Origin of the sequence: Halomonas beimenensis, assembly GCF_002549795.1 — a bacterium.
GTDB lineage: Bacteria > Pseudomonadota > Gammaproteobacteria > Pseudomonadales > Halomonadaceae > Halomonas > Halomonas beimenensis.
In genome coordinates this window covers 663,087-680,392 of the sequence record NZ_CP021435.1, presented here as the reverse complement: position 1 = coordinate 680,392, position 17,306 = coordinate 663,087, and the positions used below count along the sequence as shown (strand labels likewise).

At 70.8% G+C, this 17,306-nt stretch carries 14 protein-coding genes; 4 read left to right on the top strand and 10 right to left on the bottom strand.

Features of this window, described 5'->3' with window-relative positions:
• The first annotated feature begins 11 nt into the window (after positions 1-11).
• Together BEI_RS03175 and iadA are read left to right on the top strand one after the other, a co-directional pair.
• Positions 12-791, top strand: coding sequence for a transporter substrate-binding domain-containing protein (locus tag BEI_RS03175; protein WP_097788150.1), 780 nt, complete (start codon positions 12-14; stop codon positions 789-791).
• Between the two features lie 325 nt (positions 792-1,116).
• The gene (iadA, locus tag BEI_RS03170) at positions 1,117-2,271 is read left to right on the top strand and encodes a beta-aspartyl-peptidase (protein ID WP_097788149.1); all 1,155 of its coding nucleotides are present in this window, start codon (positions 1,117-1,119) and stop codon (positions 2,269-2,271) included.
• A gap of 6 nt (positions 2,272-2,277) precedes the next feature.
• On the opposite strand, the gene cadR is transcribed toward iadA, so the two are convergent.
• Entirely contained in the window at positions 2,278-2,742 is a 465-nt protein-coding gene (gene cadR, locus BEI_RS03165; protein ID WP_097788148.1) for a Cd(II)/Pb(II)-responsive transcriptional regulator, read from the bottom strand.
• A gap of 77 nt (positions 2,743-2,819) precedes the next feature.
• Between cadR and BEI_RS03160 the strand changes: the two genes are divergently transcribed.
• Positions 2,820-5,045 (top strand): heavy metal translocating P-type ATPase, encoded by a 2,226-nt coding sequence (locus BEI_RS03160; protein ID WP_097788147.1) that lies wholly within the window; start codon positions 2,820-2,822, stop codon positions 5,043-5,045.
• Here the strand turns inward: BEI_RS03160 and BEI_RS03155 are convergent.
• From BEI_RS03155 to BEI_RS03120, 8 genes are all read right to left on the bottom strand, one after another.
• Positions 5,042-6,226, bottom strand: coding sequence for a cation:proton antiporter (locus BEI_RS03155; protein ID WP_227644555.1), 1,185 nt, complete (start codon positions 6,224-6,226; stop codon positions 5,042-5,044). The two genes, BEI_RS03160 and BEI_RS03155, sit on opposite strands and share 4 nt — an antisense overlap.
• A 119-nt stretch (positions 6,227-6,345) precedes the next feature.
• Complete coding sequence (locus BEI_RS03150; RefSeq protein ID WP_097788146.1) at positions 6,346-7,071, bottom strand: glutamine amidotransferase-related protein; 726 nt, start codon at positions 7,069-7,071, stop codon at positions 6,346-6,348.
• A 20-nt stretch (positions 7,072-7,091) separates the two neighbouring features.
• Positions 7,092-8,276 (bottom strand): iron-containing alcohol dehydrogenase, encoded by a 1,185-nt coding sequence (locus BEI_RS03145; protein ID WP_227644554.1) that lies wholly within the window; start codon positions 8,274-8,276, stop codon positions 7,092-7,094.
• A gap of 105 nt (positions 8,277-8,381) precedes the next feature.
• Positions 8,382-9,764, bottom strand: coding sequence for an aldehyde dehydrogenase family protein (locus BEI_RS03140; RefSeq protein WP_097788144.1), 1,383 nt, complete (start codon positions 9,762-9,764; stop codon positions 8,382-8,384).
• A 153-nt stretch (positions 9,765-9,917) separates the two neighbouring features.
• A complete protein-coding gene (locus BEI_RS03135; protein ID WP_097788143.1) occupies positions 9,918-11,300 on the bottom strand; it encodes a glutamine synthetase family protein in 1,383 nt (460 codons plus the stop codon).
• An 82-nt stretch (positions 11,301-11,382) separates the two neighbouring features.
• Positions 11,383-12,843 carry an ethanolamine permease gene (eat, locus tag BEI_RS03130; protein ID WP_097788142.1) on the bottom strand — a complete coding sequence of 487 codons (1,461 nt, stop codon included), beginning with the start codon at positions 12,841-12,843 and terminating at the stop codon, positions 11,383-11,385.
• A 212-nt stretch (positions 12,844-13,055) separates the two neighbouring features.
• Positions 13,056-14,012 carry a LysR family transcriptional regulator gene (locus BEI_RS03125; RefSeq protein WP_097788141.1) on the bottom strand — a complete coding sequence of 319 codons (957 nt, stop codon included), beginning with the start codon at positions 14,010-14,012 and terminating at the stop codon, positions 13,056-13,058.
• A gap of 69 nt (positions 14,013-14,081) precedes the next feature.
• Positions 14,082-14,990: a LysR family transcriptional regulator gene (locus tag BEI_RS03120; protein WP_097788140.1), complete on the bottom strand. Its 909-nt coding sequence runs from the start codon at positions 14,988-14,990 to the stop codon at positions 14,082-14,084.
• A gap of 100 nt (positions 14,991-15,090) precedes the next feature.
• On the opposite strand from BEI_RS03120, the gene BEI_RS03115 reads away from it, so the two are divergent.
• Entirely contained in the window at positions 15,091-16,086 is a 996-nt protein-coding gene (locus BEI_RS03115; RefSeq protein ID WP_097788139.1) for a YeiH family protein, read from the top strand.
• 98 nt (positions 16,087-16,184) lie between these two features.
• Here the strand turns inward: BEI_RS03115 and BEI_RS03110 are convergent, their stop codons facing one another.
• Complete coding sequence (locus BEI_RS03110; protein ID WP_097788138.1) at positions 16,185-17,297, bottom strand: 5-(carboxyamino)imidazole ribonucleotide synthase; 1,113 nt, start codon at positions 17,295-17,297, stop codon at positions 16,185-16,187.
• Positions 17,298-17,306 lie beyond the last annotated feature (9 nt).

Below are 17,306 nucleotides of genomic sequence, written 5' to 3'. Positions count from 1 at the left end.
GAGGAGTTCCCATGCATAACGCCAAGCTGCTGCTGGCCGCCACCCTCGGTGCCAGCCTGTTCGCCACCACCCTCCACGCCGACGAGCCCATTCGCCTGGCCGTGGACGTGCCCTACGAGCCCTTCGAGTACAAGCTGCCCGACGGCACCCTGACCGGCTTCGAGGTCGAGCTGGGCAACGCCGTCTGCGAGTACCTCGACGAGGCGTGCACCTGGGTCGAGCAGCCCTGGGACGGCATGATCCCGGCCCTGCAGGCGCGCAAGTTCGATGCCATCATGTCCTCCATGGCCATCACCGAGGAGCGCGCCCGCCAGGTGCTGTTCTCCGAGCCCTACTACACGACCCCCAGCGCCTGGATCACCGCCAAGGGCAACGACATCGACATCTCGGACCGCGACAGCCTCGAGGGCCTGACCGTCGGTGTGCAGCGCGCCACCCTGCAGGACAACTACGTCACCGACCTCTACGGCGACGTCCTCGAGGTGCGCCGCTACGCCAGCGCCGACGATGTCATCGCCGACATGCGCACCGGGCGCCTGGACCTGACCTTCATGGACTACCCGATCGCCGAGGCGATGATCGACATCGACACCCCGGAGAGCGACTTCAAGCGGGTCAGCGACTTCATCAAGGAACCGGAGAAGTACTTCGGCCAGGGCGTCGGCGTGGCCTTCCGCCAGCGTGACCGCGAGCTCGCCGAGCGCTTCAACGAGGCCCTCCAGGCGCTGAAGACCAACGGCACCTACGACGAGATCATGGCCAAGTACTTCAGCTACGACGTCAAGCTGTAAGCGCCGATCGCCAAGGCAACCACAGTCGGGCATGACGAGGTGCGCCGGGGACAGGTCGAAGAGGGGGTCCTACGCCAGGGGTGAGGAGCACGGCTCCGAACGGGCTGGCCATGGATGGCCAGCACCGGCCCTGCAAGCGGAGCAGGACGCGAGAGCGCCGCAGGGCGTCGGTAGCGCCCAAGGAGGGGTTCACAGCGCCCCCTCGTCGGTCCGGCGCCCCGGGACCTGTCGACGGATCAGCGCCGAGACATACCTGCTGTGAAAGCCCTGCGCAGCCCCCACGACGCCGGCGCAAGCCGGCGTCCTCATTTCGAGAGGAGCGACGATGCTGACCCTGCTCAAGAATGCCCGCCTGCATGCCCCCGAGCCACGGGGCCTGTGCCACCTGCTGATCGGCGACGGCCGCATCGCCGCCATCGCCGCGGCGGACGACGCCGGCGAGCCGCCCGCCCATGGACCGGCGGTGACGGTAGTGGACCTCGAGGGCCGTCGGGTCATCCCGGGGCTGGTCGACCCCCTGGTCCACTTCATCGGCGGCGGCGGCGAGGGCGGCTTCGGCACCCGCACCCCCGAGCTCGCCCTGGACGAGGCCCTGACTTCCGGCGTCACCACCCTGGTCGGCGCCCTGGGCACCGACGCCCTGACCCGCACGCCGGCGAACCTGCTGGGCAAGGCCCGGGAACTGGCCGCCGGCGGCCTGACCACCTACTGCTACACGGGATCCTACCAGCTGCCCCCGGTGACCCTGACCGGCTCGGTGGCCGGCGACATCACCTTCATTCCCGAATTCATCGGCCTGGGCGAGGTGGCCATCAGTGACCACCGCGGCTCCCAGCCGAGCCGCGAGGAGCTCACCCGCCTCGCCGCCGAGACCCGCACCGCCGGCATGCTGGCCGGCAAGGGGGGCATCGTCTTCATCCATACCGGCGACGCCCCAGGCGGCCTCGAACCGCTGCGCGAGGTGGCCCGGCACAGCGCCATTCCGCTGGCCCAGTTCCTGCCCACCCACGTCAATCGCACCGCCGAGCTGTTCGAGGACGGCCTGCGCTTCGGCCGCGAAGGAGGGCGCATCGACTTCACCACCAGCACCACCCCCGAATTGCTGGCCGACGGCGAGGTCCCCGCCGCCCGCGCCGTGGCCCGGGCCCTGGAGGCGCGCATCGAGCCCTCGCGGATCACCCTGTCCTCGGACGCCAACGCCTCCCTGCCCCGCTTCGACGCCGAGGGCCGCTTCGCCGGCCTTCGGCCCGGCCGCCTGGCCAGCCTGTTCGAGACCCTGGGGGAGTGCGTCGAGGGCCATGGCGTGGCGCTCGACAAGGCCATCGGCGTGGCCAGCACCCACGCCGCCGATGCCCTGGGCCTGCCCCAAAAGGGCCGGCTGCACGTCGGGGCCGACGCCGACCTGCTGGTGCTCGCCGAGGACGCCTGGAGCATCGACGAGGTCTGGGCGCGGGGCCGCCGGGTCCACCGCCGCGCCTGACGGCGCTCACACCCGGGGATGGACCCCGGGCACATGGTCGGCCTCCGCGTCCGCCAGCGCCCGGCTCGCCTCCTCGTCCAGGGGACGGGCCAGCTCGTTGAGGATGCCGCACTCGCCGGCCGAGCGTTGTCCCCGGCAGCGCGCGCGCAGTCCCTGAAGCGAACGCTCCAGGGCCTGGAGCTGGGCGATGCGCGCCACGACGTGATCGAGATGGGCATCGATCAGGTCGTCGGCCTCGCGGCAGGGCCGGTCGGGATGGTCGTGGCAGGCCAGCAGCGTGCGGATCTCGTCCAGCGTCATGTCCAGCGCCCGGCAATGACGGATGAAGGCCAGGCGCTCGACATGCCCCTCCCCGTAGAGACGGTAGTTGGCCTCGCTGCGGGCGGGGGCGGGCAACAGCCCCTCCCGCTCGTAGTAGCGGATGGTGACCACCCGGCAGGCGGTGCGCCGAGCCAGTTCGCCGATCTTCATGAGGGGCTCCTTCGAGGACTTGACCCTATAGTGCCTATAGGGTGTGTCATCCCACAAGATCCCCCGACACGGAGACCATGATGCCCCACGTCCCGACTCGCCATGCCGGCTGTTGCGGCTCAGGCCCCGCCCGGCCGCCCCGGAAGGCCGTCGAGGCCCCGCCGGGCACCACCACCCTGCGCCGTCGCATCGCCGAGATGGACTGCCCCACCGAGGAGGCCCTGCTGCGCAAGGCGCTGGCCCAGGCGCCCGGCGTCGAAGGTCTGGACTTCGACCTGATGAATCGGGTGCTTAGCATCCACCATCGCGGCGCCGTTCCGGCGGAACTCGATCGGCGCATCCGCGAGCTGGGCATGACGCCGAGAGCCGAGAATGAGGCCGACGCGGCGCCGGCGAGCCCGCGCGAGCCCTGGGGTCGGATGGCGCTGGCCATCGGCCTGGCGCTGGCGGCCGAGCTGGTCGGCTGGACCGCCTGGTCCGCCGGCGCCTGGCTCTCCCCGCCGCTGGCGCTCGCCGCCATCGCCCTGGTCGGCCTGCCCACCTGGCGCAAGGGCTGGGCCGCCCTGCGCCATCGCAGCCTCAACATCAACGCCCTGATGAGCGTGGCGGTGACCGGCGCCCTGCTGATCGGTCACTGGGCCGAGGCGGCCATGGTGATGGTGCTCTTCACCCTGGCCGAGCGCCTCGAGGCCCGCTCCCTGGACCGCGCCCGAGGCGCCATCCGGGCGCTGCTGGACCGTGCCCCCGACCGGGCGCGGCGACAGACCCCGGCAGGGGACTGGGAGAGCATTGCCGCCTCCGAGGTCGCCGTGGGCGAAGTGGTGCGGGTGCTGCCCGGGGAACGCCTGCCCCTGGACGGCGTGATCGTCCGCGGCACCCCGACCCTGGACGAGTCGCCGATCACCGGCGAGAGCCTGCCTCGGGACAAGGGCCCGGGCGAGGCGATCTATGCCGGGACCATCAACCGCCACGGCGACTTCGACTACCGTGCCACCCGGCCGGCGGACGACAGCACCCTGGCGCGCATCATCCATGCGGTGGAGGCGGCCCAGGCCAGTCGGGCCCCGACCCAGCGCTTCATCGATCGCTTCTCGGCGATCTACACGCCGGCGGTGCTGAGCCTGGCCGTGGTCACGGCGCTGGCCTGGCCGTGGCTCTTCCCCGGCGCCTGGCTGGAGGGCGTCTACCGGGCCCTGGTGCTGCTGGTGATCGCCTGCCCCTGCGCGCTGGTGATCTCCACGCCGGTGACCATCGTCAGCGCCCTCTCCTCCGCCGCCCGGGCCGGCATCCTGATCAAGGGCGGACGCTTCCTCGAACAGGGCCACCGGCTGGCCTGGCTGGCCCTGGACAAGACCGGCACCCTCACCCGGGGCGAGCCGACCCTGGCCGACTGGCGTCCCCTCGATGACAGCGAGGGCGCCCCCCTCGCCCGGCAGGCGGCCGGTCTGGCCGGTCGTTCCACCCACCCGGTGTCCCGGGCGGTGCACCAGGCCCTCGCCGGCGAGGGCGATGAGGTCGAGGTACAGGACTTCCGGGAACGGCCCGGCCTGGGCGTGGAAGGCGAGGTCGACGGCGAGGCGCTGTGGCTCGGCAATCGACGGATGATGACGGAGCGAGGCCACGGCGACCCGGCGCTGACCGACGAGCTCGATGCCCTGGCCGAGCACGGCGACAGCGTGGTGTTGCTGGGCGATGCCCGGAGGGTGCGGGCCCTGTTCAGCCTGCGCGATGTCCTCAAGCCCGGCAGCCAGGCGGCCATCGCCGCCTTGCACGAGCTGGGCGTGAAGACCCTGGTGCTCTCCGGCGACGCCGCCCCGGCGGTGGATGCCATCGCCACCGAGGCCGGGATCGACGAGGCCCGGGGCGAGCTGCTGCCCGAGGACAAGCTAGCCGCCATCGAGGCCCTCGGCGACCGGGGAGTGATCGGCATGGTCGGCGACGGCATCAACGATGCCCCGGCGCTGGCCCGGGCCGACATCGGCTTCGCCATGGGCGCCGCCGGCAGCGACGCCGCGATCGAGACCGCCGACGTGGCGCTGATGGACGACGACCCGGGCAAGCTGCCGACCTTCCTGCGCCTGTCCCGGGCGACGCGGCGGGTGCTGATCCAGAACATCGCCCTGGCCCTGGGCCTCAAGGCGGTATTCCTGGTGCTGGCCTTCACCGGCCAGGCCACCCTGTGGATGGCGGTGTTCGCCGATATGGGGGCAAGCCTGCTGGTGGTGGCCAACGGCCTGCGACTGCTGCGAGGGAGTGCGCCCCCCACCGGGACGCAGGAGGCCGCCGTCACGACCGCCGGCTAGCGCAGCACCCGGCGCACCAGCATGGGCCCGAAGGTCTCGAATACCAGGGTGGAGGCCACCACGGCCGAGAGCAGCGCCGTCCCATGGGCCGGAAAATGTTCCGCGGCCAGCAGCGCCATGCCCATGGCCACCCCGGCCTGGGGGGTCAGCGCCAGGCCGATGTCCCGGGGCAGGTCGGCCTGGCGCACCCGGGCCAGGCGCACCCCCAGCAGGCCGCCCAGCAGGCGCCCCACCAACCGAAGCAGGATATAGGCCAGGGTCAGGCCGGCGGCTTCATCCAGGCGCGACAGGTCGACGCTGGCCCCGGAGAGCACGAAGAAGAACACCAGGAAGGGCCACTCGATGTGCTCGATCTCGTTGAACGAGCGGGTATGGTGACGGGAGAGGTTGGCGATCAGCATCCCGGTGACCATCGCCGCCAGCAGCGAGGAGACGCCGAGCCAGGTCGACAGCCCGGCCAGCAGCAGGATCAGGGCGATGGCCTCGACCTGGGTGGGCTCCCCCGGCGCCAGGCGCCCGGTCAGCCAGGCCGCGGGCAGGCCGATGGCGGTGCCCAGCAGCAAGGCCCCGCCCAGCTCCCAGCCGGCCTCGAGCAGTGCCTGCTGGCCGTCGCCTGACAGCGCCCAGCCCAACGCCGCCATGGCCAGCCCGAACACCAGGATGCCCCAGGCGTCGTCGATGGCCACGATGCCCAGCAACAACCGCGCCCGCAGCCGGGTATCGCCGCTGGCATGCACCGTCTCCTGAACGGCGGCCGGATCGGTGGCCACCGAGATCGCGGCCAGCGAGACCGCCAGCGCCAGCGGGAAGCCCAGCGCCAGCAGACCGACTCCCACCGCCAGCGCGCCCACGCCGATCACGGACAGGGAGACGATCAGGATGAGAGGACCGGTCCGCCGCAGTCGCTCGAGGGTGAGCTCGCCGCCCAGCAGGAAGGCCACCATGACCAGGGCCACCTGGATCAGCGGCTCTCCCAGCCCATCCAGAGGACGGGCATCGGGCAATTCCAGCCCCAGCTGAGTGATGACCGCCACCCCGACGCCCACCAGCACCAGCAGGGAGATGCGCGGCAGCCGGGTCCGGCTCGCCACCGCATCGGCGAAGATGCTGAGCGACAGGATCGCTCCCAGCAGGATCAGGCCGGCCGCCGCCGGCCCGAGCTCGTTCATCGATTCCGCCACTCGCCGGCTCCTCCCTGATCGACCGGCTCGCGACCTCGCGAACTGTCCTCGGCCATGGCCCTATGGTGATCCGGTGCTCCGACCTCGACAAGCCCTTCGCCTGCGGGGCTCAAGCTGGCTCAAGAACGGCCCCGTGCGTCCAGGGCCCGGCGCAGGAAGGCGAGGATCCAGCGCGCCATCAGGGCATCGTCCACCGGAGCATGCAGCGAGGCCATGCCCTCGCGGACCCGCTGGGCGCCGACCTGGTCGCGGCGCAGCGCCATCAGGTCCGCCGAATAGGGCTTGGCGAACTCCGGATGGCCCTGGACCCCGAGGAAGGTCTCGCCCACCTGCATCAGGTAGACGGGACAGAAGTCGCTGCCGGCCAGCACCCGGGCCCCCTCCGGAGGCGTCGCCACCTGGTCCTGGTGACTGACCACCAGGTCCAGGCCCTCCTGCCAGGGTTCCATCCACTCGGCCCGGCCGGTCACCCGGTTGAAGGACATGCCCACGCCCCAGCCCCGGGCGCTCTTGACCACCTCGCCGCCCAGCGCCCTGGCGATCAGCTGATGGCCGAAGCAGATGCCTACCAGGGGCTTGCCGGTCGCCCACAGCCGGCGCACGAAGGCTTCCAGGTCGGCCACCCAGGCCAGGCCGTCGTTGACGCCGAACCTGGAGCCGGTGGTCAGCCAGGCATCCACCGCCTCCGGGGCGTCGGGGATCTCCCCGTCCAGGCAGCGCCAGACCCGGAACTCGAGGGTCGGGTCCACCGAGGTGAACAGCCGCTCGAACATCGCCGGGTAGTTGCCGTGACGCTCGCGCAGTTCCGGCGCCACGTCGTCGCATTGCAGCAGTCCGATCCGCATCGGCGGTCTCCCTGTGCAGGTTAGAGGCGCCCCTCGACGGCCTGGACGAAGATGTCCCGGTACTGGCCGGCCGTGAAGGCGAGAGGGTTGGAACCGGAGGAGGGATCGGCGACGGCCATCTCCCCCACCCTGTCGGCCTGGGCGGTGTCGATGTCCAGGGCGGCCAGGGTGTGCGGGATGCCCAGGCGCTCGCGCAGGTCGAGCACCCAGTCGATGACCGCGCCGGTCCCCGGCTGGCGCAGGTCCAGGTAGCGGCCCAGTCGCACCATGGGCTCGCCGATGGCCCGTTCGTTGGCGCGCAGCACATAGGGCATCAGCACCGCATTGAGGGTGCCGTGATGGGCGTCGTAGAGGGCACCCAGGGGATGGGCCAGGGCGTGCATGCCGCCGAGCCCCCGCTGGAAGGCGGTGGCACCCATCATCGAGGCCACCAGCATGTTCATCCGCGCCTCGAGGTTACCGCCGTCCAGGAAGGCCTGAGGCAGGTAGTCACGAATCCGACGCATCCCTTCGACCGCGATTCCCTCGGCCATGGGATGGTAGTTGGGCGAGCACCAGGCCTCCATGCAGTGGGACAGCGCGTCCATGCCGGTGGCCGCGGTGATCGCCTGGGGCAGCCCGGTGGTCAGCGCCGGGTCGAGGATCACCGTGGCCGGCACCATGGCGGGGTGGAAGATGATGCGCTTGACGTGGGCGGTCTCGTCGGTGATCACCGAGGCGCGGCCCACCTCCGAACCGGTGCCGGCGGTGGTGGGCACCGCCACCACCGGAGCCACGGCCTCGCCGTCGGCCTGCTTCCAGTTGTCGCCGACGTCCTCCAGCGCCCACAGCGAGAGGTCGTCCCGCTGGCGGGCCATCAGCGCCACCGCCTTGGCGGCGTCCAGGCCTGACCCGCCGCCGAAGGCGATCACGCCGTCGTGACGGCCCTCGCGGAAGGCCGTCACCCCGGCGGCGACGTTGTTGCCGGTGGGGTTGCCCTTGATATCGCTGAACACACTGATGCGCAGCCCGTCCTCGGCGCAGGCATCCACCAGGTCGTGGACCATGGGCAGCCCGGCCAGTCCCGGGTCGGTGATCAGCAGGGGCGCGCGCATGCCCAGCGCCCGGCAGGCCGCCGACAGCTCCCCGGCTCGCCCCACGCCGGTGAGGATCTGGGCCGGATAGTTCCAGCCCGTGGTGAATCGACTCATATCGTCTTGGCTCATGATGACCTCGTACCAGAGATGGAAGACGGAAGATCGCCGCTGCGCGGCTGGAAGACGGAAGAAGCACGAGGCTCTTCCCTCTTCCTTCTGTGCTCTTCCTTCCGTTCAGTGCTTGAGATGGAAGGACTTGGGCCGGGTCAGGGTCTCGTACCCGAGCCGCGACAGCGAGCAGCCCCGGCCGGACTGCTTGACGCCGGTCCAGGCCAGCTCCGGGTCCAGGTAGTCGCAGCGGTTGGTGAACACCGTGCCCGCCTCCAGGCGACGCGCCAGCGCCTCGCCGACAGTGATGTCCCGGGTGAAGACCGCGGCGGTCAGGCCGAAGTCGCTGTCGTTCATCAGCCGGATGGCCTCGTCGTCGTCTTCCACCGCCATGATGCCGACCACCGGCCCGAAGCTCTCCTCACGCATGACCCGCATGGAATGGTCCACCCCGGTCAGCACCTGGGGCGCCAGGTAGGCGCTCCCGGGCCGCGACAGCGGATAGTCGCCGGGATCGATCCAGGCCCTGGCCCCGGCGGCCACGGCCTCCTCCACCTGGCCGCGCACGAAGTCCGCGGCGGCCGGCTTGACCACCGGCCCCAGGGTCGTCGCCGGGTCGGTGGGGTTGCCGAGCTTGAGCGCACGAACCCAGGCCACCGCCCGCTCGACGAAGGCGTCGTAGAGGTCGTGGTGCACGTAGATGCGCTCGATACCACAGCAGCTCTGTCCGGAGTTGAAGAAGGCCCCGTCCATGACGCCGTCCACGGCGGCATCCAGGTCGGCGTCGGCGCGCACATAGGCCGGATCCTTCCCGCCCAGCTCCAGGCCGGTGGCGATGAAGCGCCCGGCGGCGTTGCGTTCGACCATCTCGCCGCCGCCCACCGAGCCGGTGAAGGAGACATGATCGACGCGCGGGTCGCGGATCAGCGCCTCGGTGGCCGCATGGGAGAGATGCAGGTGCTGGAAGACGCCGTCCGGCAGGCCGGCCGCGTCGAAGGCCTCCTGGAGGCGCTCGGCGCACAGCGGGGTCTGCGCCGAGTGCTTGAGGATCACGGCGTTGCCGGCCATCAGCGCCGGCACGATGGCGTTCACCGCGGTCATGAAGGGAAAGTTCCAGGGCGCCACGATGAAGGATACCCCCAGAGGCTCCCGGGTGATGTAGCGGGTGAAGCCCGGCTTGCCGGGGAGCTCGACCGGGGCCAGGGCGGCCTCGGCCAGGCCGATCATGCCCCGGGCGCGCTCCTCGAAGCCGCCGATCTCGCCGCCGCCGGCGGCGATCGGCCGGCCCATCTGCCAGGTCAGCTCCTCGGCCAGCGCATCGCGGCGGGCCACGATGGCATCGACCATCGCCGAGCAGTAGCGGGCCCGCTGGCCAAGCGGGGTCTCGCGCCAGGCCCGCTGGGCCGCCACCGCCCGCGGCCGGCTGGCCTCCACCCGGGCCGGGTCCGCCAGCTCGCGCTCGACATAGACCGAACCGTCCACCGGGGAAATCGTCTGTTGTATGGCCATCTGAAATACCTTGTTTGTTTCGAAAGCTCGAGGGCCGTGCGAACGGCGTCAGAGCAAGGCGGAGCAACGAGAAATCGCGGAGTTGACGGTCGTCAATGAGCAGATTTCGAGGCGCTCCAACGCCGCTCTGGCGACGTGCAGCCGGCCCACCCACTAAATGATTTCGAAGTAGCGATCCAACTCCCAGTCGGTGATATGCCGCCGGAACTGCCGCTCCTCCCACTCCCGGGTGGCGGCGAAGTGTTCGACGAAGTCATCCCCGAACAGCGTCCGCGCCGCCTCGGAGGCCTTGAGCCGCTGGGCCGCCTCCCAGAGGGTGGCGGGCAGGGCCTGATGGGCGGGGTGGTCCAGCTCGTAGGCGTTGCCCTTGACCGGCTCGTCGGGCTCCAGGCGGTGCTCGATGCCGTAGAGACCGGCGCCGATGGCGGCGGCCAGCGCCAGGTAGGGGTTGGCGTCGGCGCTGCCCAGGCGGTACTCGACCCGCTGGGACTTGTCGCTGCCGGGAATCACGCGCAGGGCCGTGGTGCGGTTCTCCACGCCCCAGGTGGCCTCGGTGGGCGCCCAGAAGCCGGGGATCAGTCGCGTGTAGCTGTTGATGGTGGGCGCGAACATGGCCAGCAGCTCCGGCATCAGCTTCTGCTGGCCGGCCACGAAGTGGCGCTGGACGTCGCTCATCCGGTAGGGCTGGTCGGCGTCGAAGAAGGCCGAGCGGCCCGAGCCGCGCTCGCGCAGCGAGAGGTGGATGTGGCCGCTCTGCCCCGGATAGTCCGGCGACCACTTGGCCCTGAAGGTGGCCATCAGGCCGCGGCGCTGGGCCCAGACCTTGGTGAAGGTCTTGAACAGCGCGCCCTTGTCGCCGGCGGCCAGGGCATCGTCCACGGCGATGGCCGCCTCGAGCACCCCGGGACCGGTCTCGGTGTGCAGGCCCTCGATGGGGAAGTCCATGGTCTCGGAGAGCGCCAGCAGCTCGTGATAGAGCTCGCTGTGCACCGAGCTCCTGAGCATGGAGTAGCCCATCATGTCGGGAGTCAGGGGCTTGAGGTTACGAAACCCTTTCTCGCGGACCGACTCGGGGGTCTCCTGGAACATGAAGAACTCGTACTCCAGGGAGCCGAAGGCGTCGTAGCCCATCTCCCGGCCCCGCTCGAGCACCCGGTTCAGCAGGCCGCGCGGACAGATGTCCCCGGCCGGCCCCTGGAAGTCGGCCAGGAACAGCAGCATGCCGTTGCCCTCGCTGGGCAGCTCGCGGCAGCTCTCGGGAATGACCCGCAGCGGGGCGTCGGGATAGCCGGTGTGCCAGCCGGTGAACCGGACGTTGTCGTAGAGCTCGTCCTTGCTGTCCCAGCCCAGCACCACGTCGCAGAAGGCGAAGCCATCCTCCAGGGCCGAGAAGAACTTCTCGCGCTGCATGTACTTGCCGAGCATCACGCCATCCATGTCGAACATGCCCACCTTGACGTGGCTGAGGCCGCGCTCCTCGACGATGCGCCGGGCATCTTCCGCCGTCTTGATCTCTCTGGCCTGCATTCCGCTCATCGTGGGGTCCTCGTTGAGTCTGTTGCTGTTGTTGTCGGAGTCGCCGCCGGGCCAGTGGCCCGGCGGGTCGGGTCGTGTGGTTTTAGACCGTGCCCGGGGCCGGTTCTTCGTCTGCCAGTTCCTGCTCGGCCCGGGCGATGGCCTCGAACTCCTCCTCCGGCGCCTGGGCCACCAGGTGGTGCCGGCTGTAGAGGCCGAAGTAGGCGAGCATCACGGCATAGAAGACCGCCGACCACAGGGCCGCCTCGACGCTGACCACGAAGGTCGACAGGAAGGCGACGATGGCCAGCCCGAAGGCCACGCCCGAGGTCAGGGTGCCGCCCGGAGTCCGGTAGGGGCGCTCGAGCTCGGGCTCGCGGCGACGCAGCAGGATGTGCGAGAGGGTCATCATGGCGTAGGAGATGGTGGCGCCGAACACCGCCATGGTGATCATCAGGTCGCCCTTGCCGGTGAGCGACAGCAGGAAACCGATCACGCCGGGCACGATCAGCGCCAGGTAGGGCACCTTGCGCTCGCCGGTGACCGACAGCCAGCGCGGCAGGTAGCCGGCCCGGGACAGGGCGAAGGTCTGGCGGGAGTAGCCGAAGATGATCGAGAAGAAGGAGGCGATCAGCCCGGCCAGGCCCACCAGGTTGACGAAGCCGGCCGCCCAGGAGTCGGGGCCATAGACCGCCTGCAGGGCGCCGACCAGGGGCGCGGCGTGCTCGCTCATGGCCGCCGCCCCGGCGCCGCCGGGGGCCAGCAGCAGCACGCAGGCGGCAAACACCAGCAGCACCAGCATGGCGGTGATGATGCCCCGCGGCATGTCGCGTCCCGGGTCGCCGGCCTCCTCGGCGGCCAGGGGAACGCCCTCCACGGCCAGGAACAGCCAGATGGCGAAGGGCAGCGCGCCCCAGATACCCATGACGCCCTGGGGCAGGAAGGCCGAGGCCCCCACGGCCCCGGCGGTGGGGGCGATGTCGAAGAGGTTGTCGACGCTGAAGTGCGGCACCATGCCGACCACGAAGACCAGGATGGCCACCACCGCCAGCGCCGTGATGCCCATCATGATCTTCAGCGCCTCCCCGGCGCCCCACAGGTGGATGCCGACGAAGAGCGCATAGAAGGCGGCATAGACCAGCGGGCCATTGAGGCCGATCAGCTCGTTGACGTAGCCGCCGATGAAGATGGCGATGGCCGCGGGGGCGATGGCGTACTCCAGCAGGATCGCGGTGCCGGTGATGTAGCCGCCCCAGGGCCCAAGGGCGCGGCGGGCGAAGCTGTAGCCCCCGCCGGCGGTGGGCAACGAGGAGGACAGCTCGGCGATGGACAGCACCATGGCGGTGTACATGATCGCCATCAGCACGGTGGCCACCAGCATGCCGCCGAAGCCCCCGGCGGCCAGGCCGAAGTTCCAGCCAGCGTAGTCGCCGGAGATCACGTAGGACACGCCGAGGCTGGCCAGCAGGATCCAGCCCGCCGCGCCCTTCTTCAGCTTGCGTTTCTCGAGGTAGGTCGTGTCGACGGACTCGTAGTCCACCGAGGAGGGGTGGGAATGGCTCATCGAAGTTCTCCCTATGGCTTCTTGTCATTGTCGGGAACGACCGGACCGGGGCCCGGCCGAGCGGGAATTGCCACGAGCTCGGGCCAGTGTGGTCCTGGCCGATCGCCGGCGGCAAACAGCATCGGCGTGGCCGACGGCCTGGCTATAGGTAAAATCGATAGTACGCGTCCAGGGTGCGTCCCAGGGCTGTCCGGCCCCGTGAGGGCGAGGGGTCAGAGCCCCTGGATCTCGGGCACCACCCAGGGCAGGTGGCGCTGCAGTTCACCGAGGAAGCGGCCCTCCAGGAGGCGGCGGCTGTCGCGGGCCAGCCGAGCGGGCAGGCCGCCGAGTTCGTCGCGACGGGCCACCAGGGTCACGTCGCGGCGCAGGGGAGCGAGGGGAAGCGGCACGGCGCGCACGCCGAGGTGGTCCAGCCCGGCCTGGTAGAGGCACAGCGGGGTGGTGATGGTCCAGCCGGCTCCGCCGGCGACCAGGCTCAACACGGCGTAGGTGTTGTCCAGGTGCAGCCGGCCCGGCAGCTCCAGCTGGTTGAGACGCAGGTGGCGCTCGATGGCCTGACCGATCAGCGCCTGAGGGGTGTAGCGCACGAAGTCCAGCTGCCGGGCCAGCCAGCGCAGGTTGTCCACCGGGCCATTCCAGTCCGCGGGCAGGACCAGCACGAAGGGCTCGCCGAGCACGGGATGGCGCTCCAGGCCGTCGTAGCTCTCCAGGCGATCGTCGGAGAGGATGATGTCCACGTGGCGGGTCAGCAAGGCGTGGCCGTGCATGTGGGAGAGCCCGGTGGTCAGGGTGTAGTCGGCGGTATGCCGGCGGATCACCTCCAGCAGCGGCTGGCCGACGGCGGTGGCCAGGGAGTCGACCAGCGCCATGCGCACCTGGTGCAGCTGGCCGAAGGCGCCGGCCTGGAGCTCGCGCCGGGTGGTGCGGGCCTCGTCGAGCAGCCGCTTGGCCCGGTCATAGAAGAAGCGCCCGGCCCCGGTGGGCTCCAGGGGGCGCGAATGGCGATCGAGCAGGATCACCCCCAGGGCCTCCTCGAGGTTGGCCAGGCTCTGGGAGATCGAGGACTGCTTGACCCCCAGGTGGCGGGCGGCGGCGGTCTGGCTGCCCCGCTCCAGGGTCTCGACGAAGATTTCCATGCTGCGCAGGTCGAAGCCGAAGCCGTGTCGCATCCCGATCCCTCGGTGACGTGGATGACGCTCCAGTCTACCCGGCCCGCGGCGCGCTGCCAGCCATGACCCTCATGGCGCCGCCCGGGGGCCATGCGCCTCGACCAGGAACACCTTGAAGGCCTGCCACAGGGGGCTGCGGTAGCGATCGGGGTGCCAGACCAGCGAGAAGGTCCGGCTGAGCCCCAGGCCGGTGTCCAGGGCCACCAGCTCGCCGCGCTCGAGCTCGCCGGCCACGCTGAGCTCCGACAGGCAGCCCAGCCCCAGGCCGGCCCGCACCGCCTGCTTGATGGCCTCGTGCTGGCCGAGCTCCATGCGCACCTGGGGCGGGGCGCCGCGCGAGCGCATGGCCCGCTCGAAGACCTCGCGGGTGCCGGAGCCGGGCTCGCGCAGGATCCAGCCGGCCCGAGCCAGGGTCTCGTCGTCGAGCCGTTCGCGCCCGGCCAGCGAGTGACCGGGCGCGGCCACCACCACCATGCGGTCCTCGCACCAGGGCTCGCTGACCAGGTCCGGCTCCCGGCACTCCCCCTCGATCAGCCCCAGGTCCGCCTCGAAGCGCAGGACGTCGGTGACCACCTCGACGGTGTTGCGCAGCCGCAGGCGCAGGTCCACCGCCGGATGGGCCTCGCTGAAGCGCCCCGCCAGGGACGGCAGCAGGTAAGTGCCCACGGTGGCGCTGGCGGAGACGGCGAGTACCCCGCGCAGCTCGCCCTCGGGCTCGCTGGCCGCGGCCACGAAGGCATGCATGCCGTCGAGCAGCTCCTCGGCCCGGGGCAACAGGCGACGGCCCAGGTCGTTGAGCCGCAGGCGGCGGCCCGGGCGCTCGAAGAGCGCCACGCCCAGGTGGCGCTCCAGGTCCGACAGGGCCTGGCTGGTGGCCGACTGGGACAGGCACAGCTCGCCGGCGGCGGCACTCACCGTGCCGAGCCGCGCCACCGTGACGAAGACCTGAAGCTGACGAAAGCTCACCTGGGGAGTCATATCGGTTTTTCCGAAAAGCCAGTTCGTTATTAGTTGATAACCATAAAGGCCGAGTCCTCTATAGGATAAGCCCCATGACCATCATCGAGAGGACAGCGTCATGTGGCAAGGCCTGATGATCTGCACCGCCCTCACCGCCGGCCGCGTCGGCCTGGCCCGGCTGCCGGCGCTCGCCGACAGCGGCGTGAGCCCCCTGGTCGTGGCGCTGCTGCTGGGCATCGTGGTAGGGAACACCCCGGTGACCCGGTGGTTCCACCGCACCGCCCCGGGCCTGAAGTTCGCCACCAGCCGGCTGCTGCGCACCGGCATCGTCCTGTTCGGCCTCTCGCTGACCCTCCAGCAGGTCGCCGCCCTGGGCCCCCGGGTGCTGCTGCTGGACGCCCTGGTCATCACCGCCGTGCTGGTCACCGGCTACTTCGTCGGCACCCGGCTGCTGGGCATGGACCGCGAGACCACCCTGCTGACCAGCGCCGGCAGCGCCATCTGCGGGGCCGCGGCGGTGCTGGCCACCGAGTCCACCATCCGCTCGCGCCCCGCCGCCACCTCCATGGCCGTGGCCACGGTGGTGCTGTTCGGCTCCCTGGCGATGCTGGTCTATCCCCTGCTCTACCCGCTGCTGGGCATGGAGGAAGGCCTCTACGGGGTCTACATCGGCGCCACCGTCCACGAGGTCGCCCAGGTGGTGGCCGCCGGCGAGGCCGTGGGTCCCGACGCCCTGGCCAACGCGGTGATCGTCAAGCTGGTCCGCGTCATGCTGCTGGTGCCCTTCCTGCTGATCGTCGGCCAGTGGTGGATGCGCCAGCAGGCCGGCGCCAGCGCGGATGGCGCCCGCGGCGGCCTGGTGATCCCCTGGTTCGCCTTCGGCTTCATGGCCATGGTGGTGTTCAACAGCCTGGTCAGCCTGCCCGCCCCGCTCCACGACGGCCTGGTGCTGGCCGGCCAGCTGTCGCTGACCATGGCCATGGCCGCCCTGGGCTACGAGACCCGCCTCGAGCGCCTGCGCTCCCTGGGGCTGCGTCCCTTCATCCTCGCGCTGACGCTGTTCACCCTGCTGCTGGTCGGCGGCGGCCTGGCGAGCCTGCTGCTGATGGGGTGAAGAGGGAAGAGCGAAGAGATAGGCGAGAGGAGAACGACGAAGGCCGCGCCCGGTGGGCGCGGCCTTCGTGCTTTCTGCGTTCGGGGCCCGCGAGGGGGTCACTCGAAGCTGAAGCGGGGCGGCGGAGCGTCGGGCAGCAGGGCCGCGCAGGCGCGCACCTTCTCCAGCAGCGCATCAACGGTCGGCGCCACCAGGTTGACGTGGGCCAGCTTGCGGCCGGGGCGCTCGCCCTTGTCGTAGCGATGCAGGTGGGCGTCCTCGATCGCCAGGATGTCGGCCGCCTCGCCCTCGCGGCCGATGACGTTGACCATGCAGGTGGGCGCTCGCGCCGCGGTGTCGCCCAGCGGCAGCCCCTGGATGGCCCGCAGGTGGTTCTCGAACTGGCTGGTCACGGCGCCATCCATGGTCCAGTGGCCGGAGTTGTGCACCCGGGGCGCCATCTCGTTGGCCAGCAGGCCGCCGTCGCGGGTCTGGAAGAGCTCCAGGGTCAGCACCCCCACGTAGTCCAGCTCGTCGAGCAGCGCGCGAATGTAGCCGTCGGCGGTCTGCTGGATGGCGTCGTCCAGGTCGGGCATCGGCGCCACCGAATAGCGCAGGATGCCGTCCACGTGGACGTTCTCGGCCATGGGGTAGAAGGCCACCGCACCGTCGCGGCCGCGCACGGCGATGATCGAGACCTCCCGCACGAAGTCGACGAAGGCCTCGACGATCAGCCGGGGATGGTTGATGGACCGCCAGGCATCAGAGGCCTCGGCCGGGTCCCGGATCACCGCCTGGCCCTTGCCGTCGTAGCCCTCGGTGACCGACTTGGCCACCACCGGGGTGCCCAGCTCGCGCGCCGCCGCCTCCAGCGCCTCGGCGCTGTCCACCAGCCGATAGGCCGGCGTGGGGATGGCCAGGCGATCGAACAACGCCTTCTCCTCGGCGCGGTTCTGGCAGACCCGGATCGCCTCGCTGGAGGGGTGCACGGGCTTGTGCTCCTCGATGGCCTGGACCAGCGAGACCGGCAGGTGCTCGAACTCGTAGGTGACCAGGTCGACCTTCTCGAGGAAGGTCTCGAGATGCTTCCGGTCGGTGTCGATCATCACCTCGCCGATGCCGGCGCTGGGATGGCCGGTGGTGTCGAGGAAGGTGAAGCGGTTGGCCAGCGGATAGCCCGCCAGGGCCAGCATCCGGCCCAGCTGGCCGGCTCCCAGTACGCCGATGTTCATCTTGCTTGC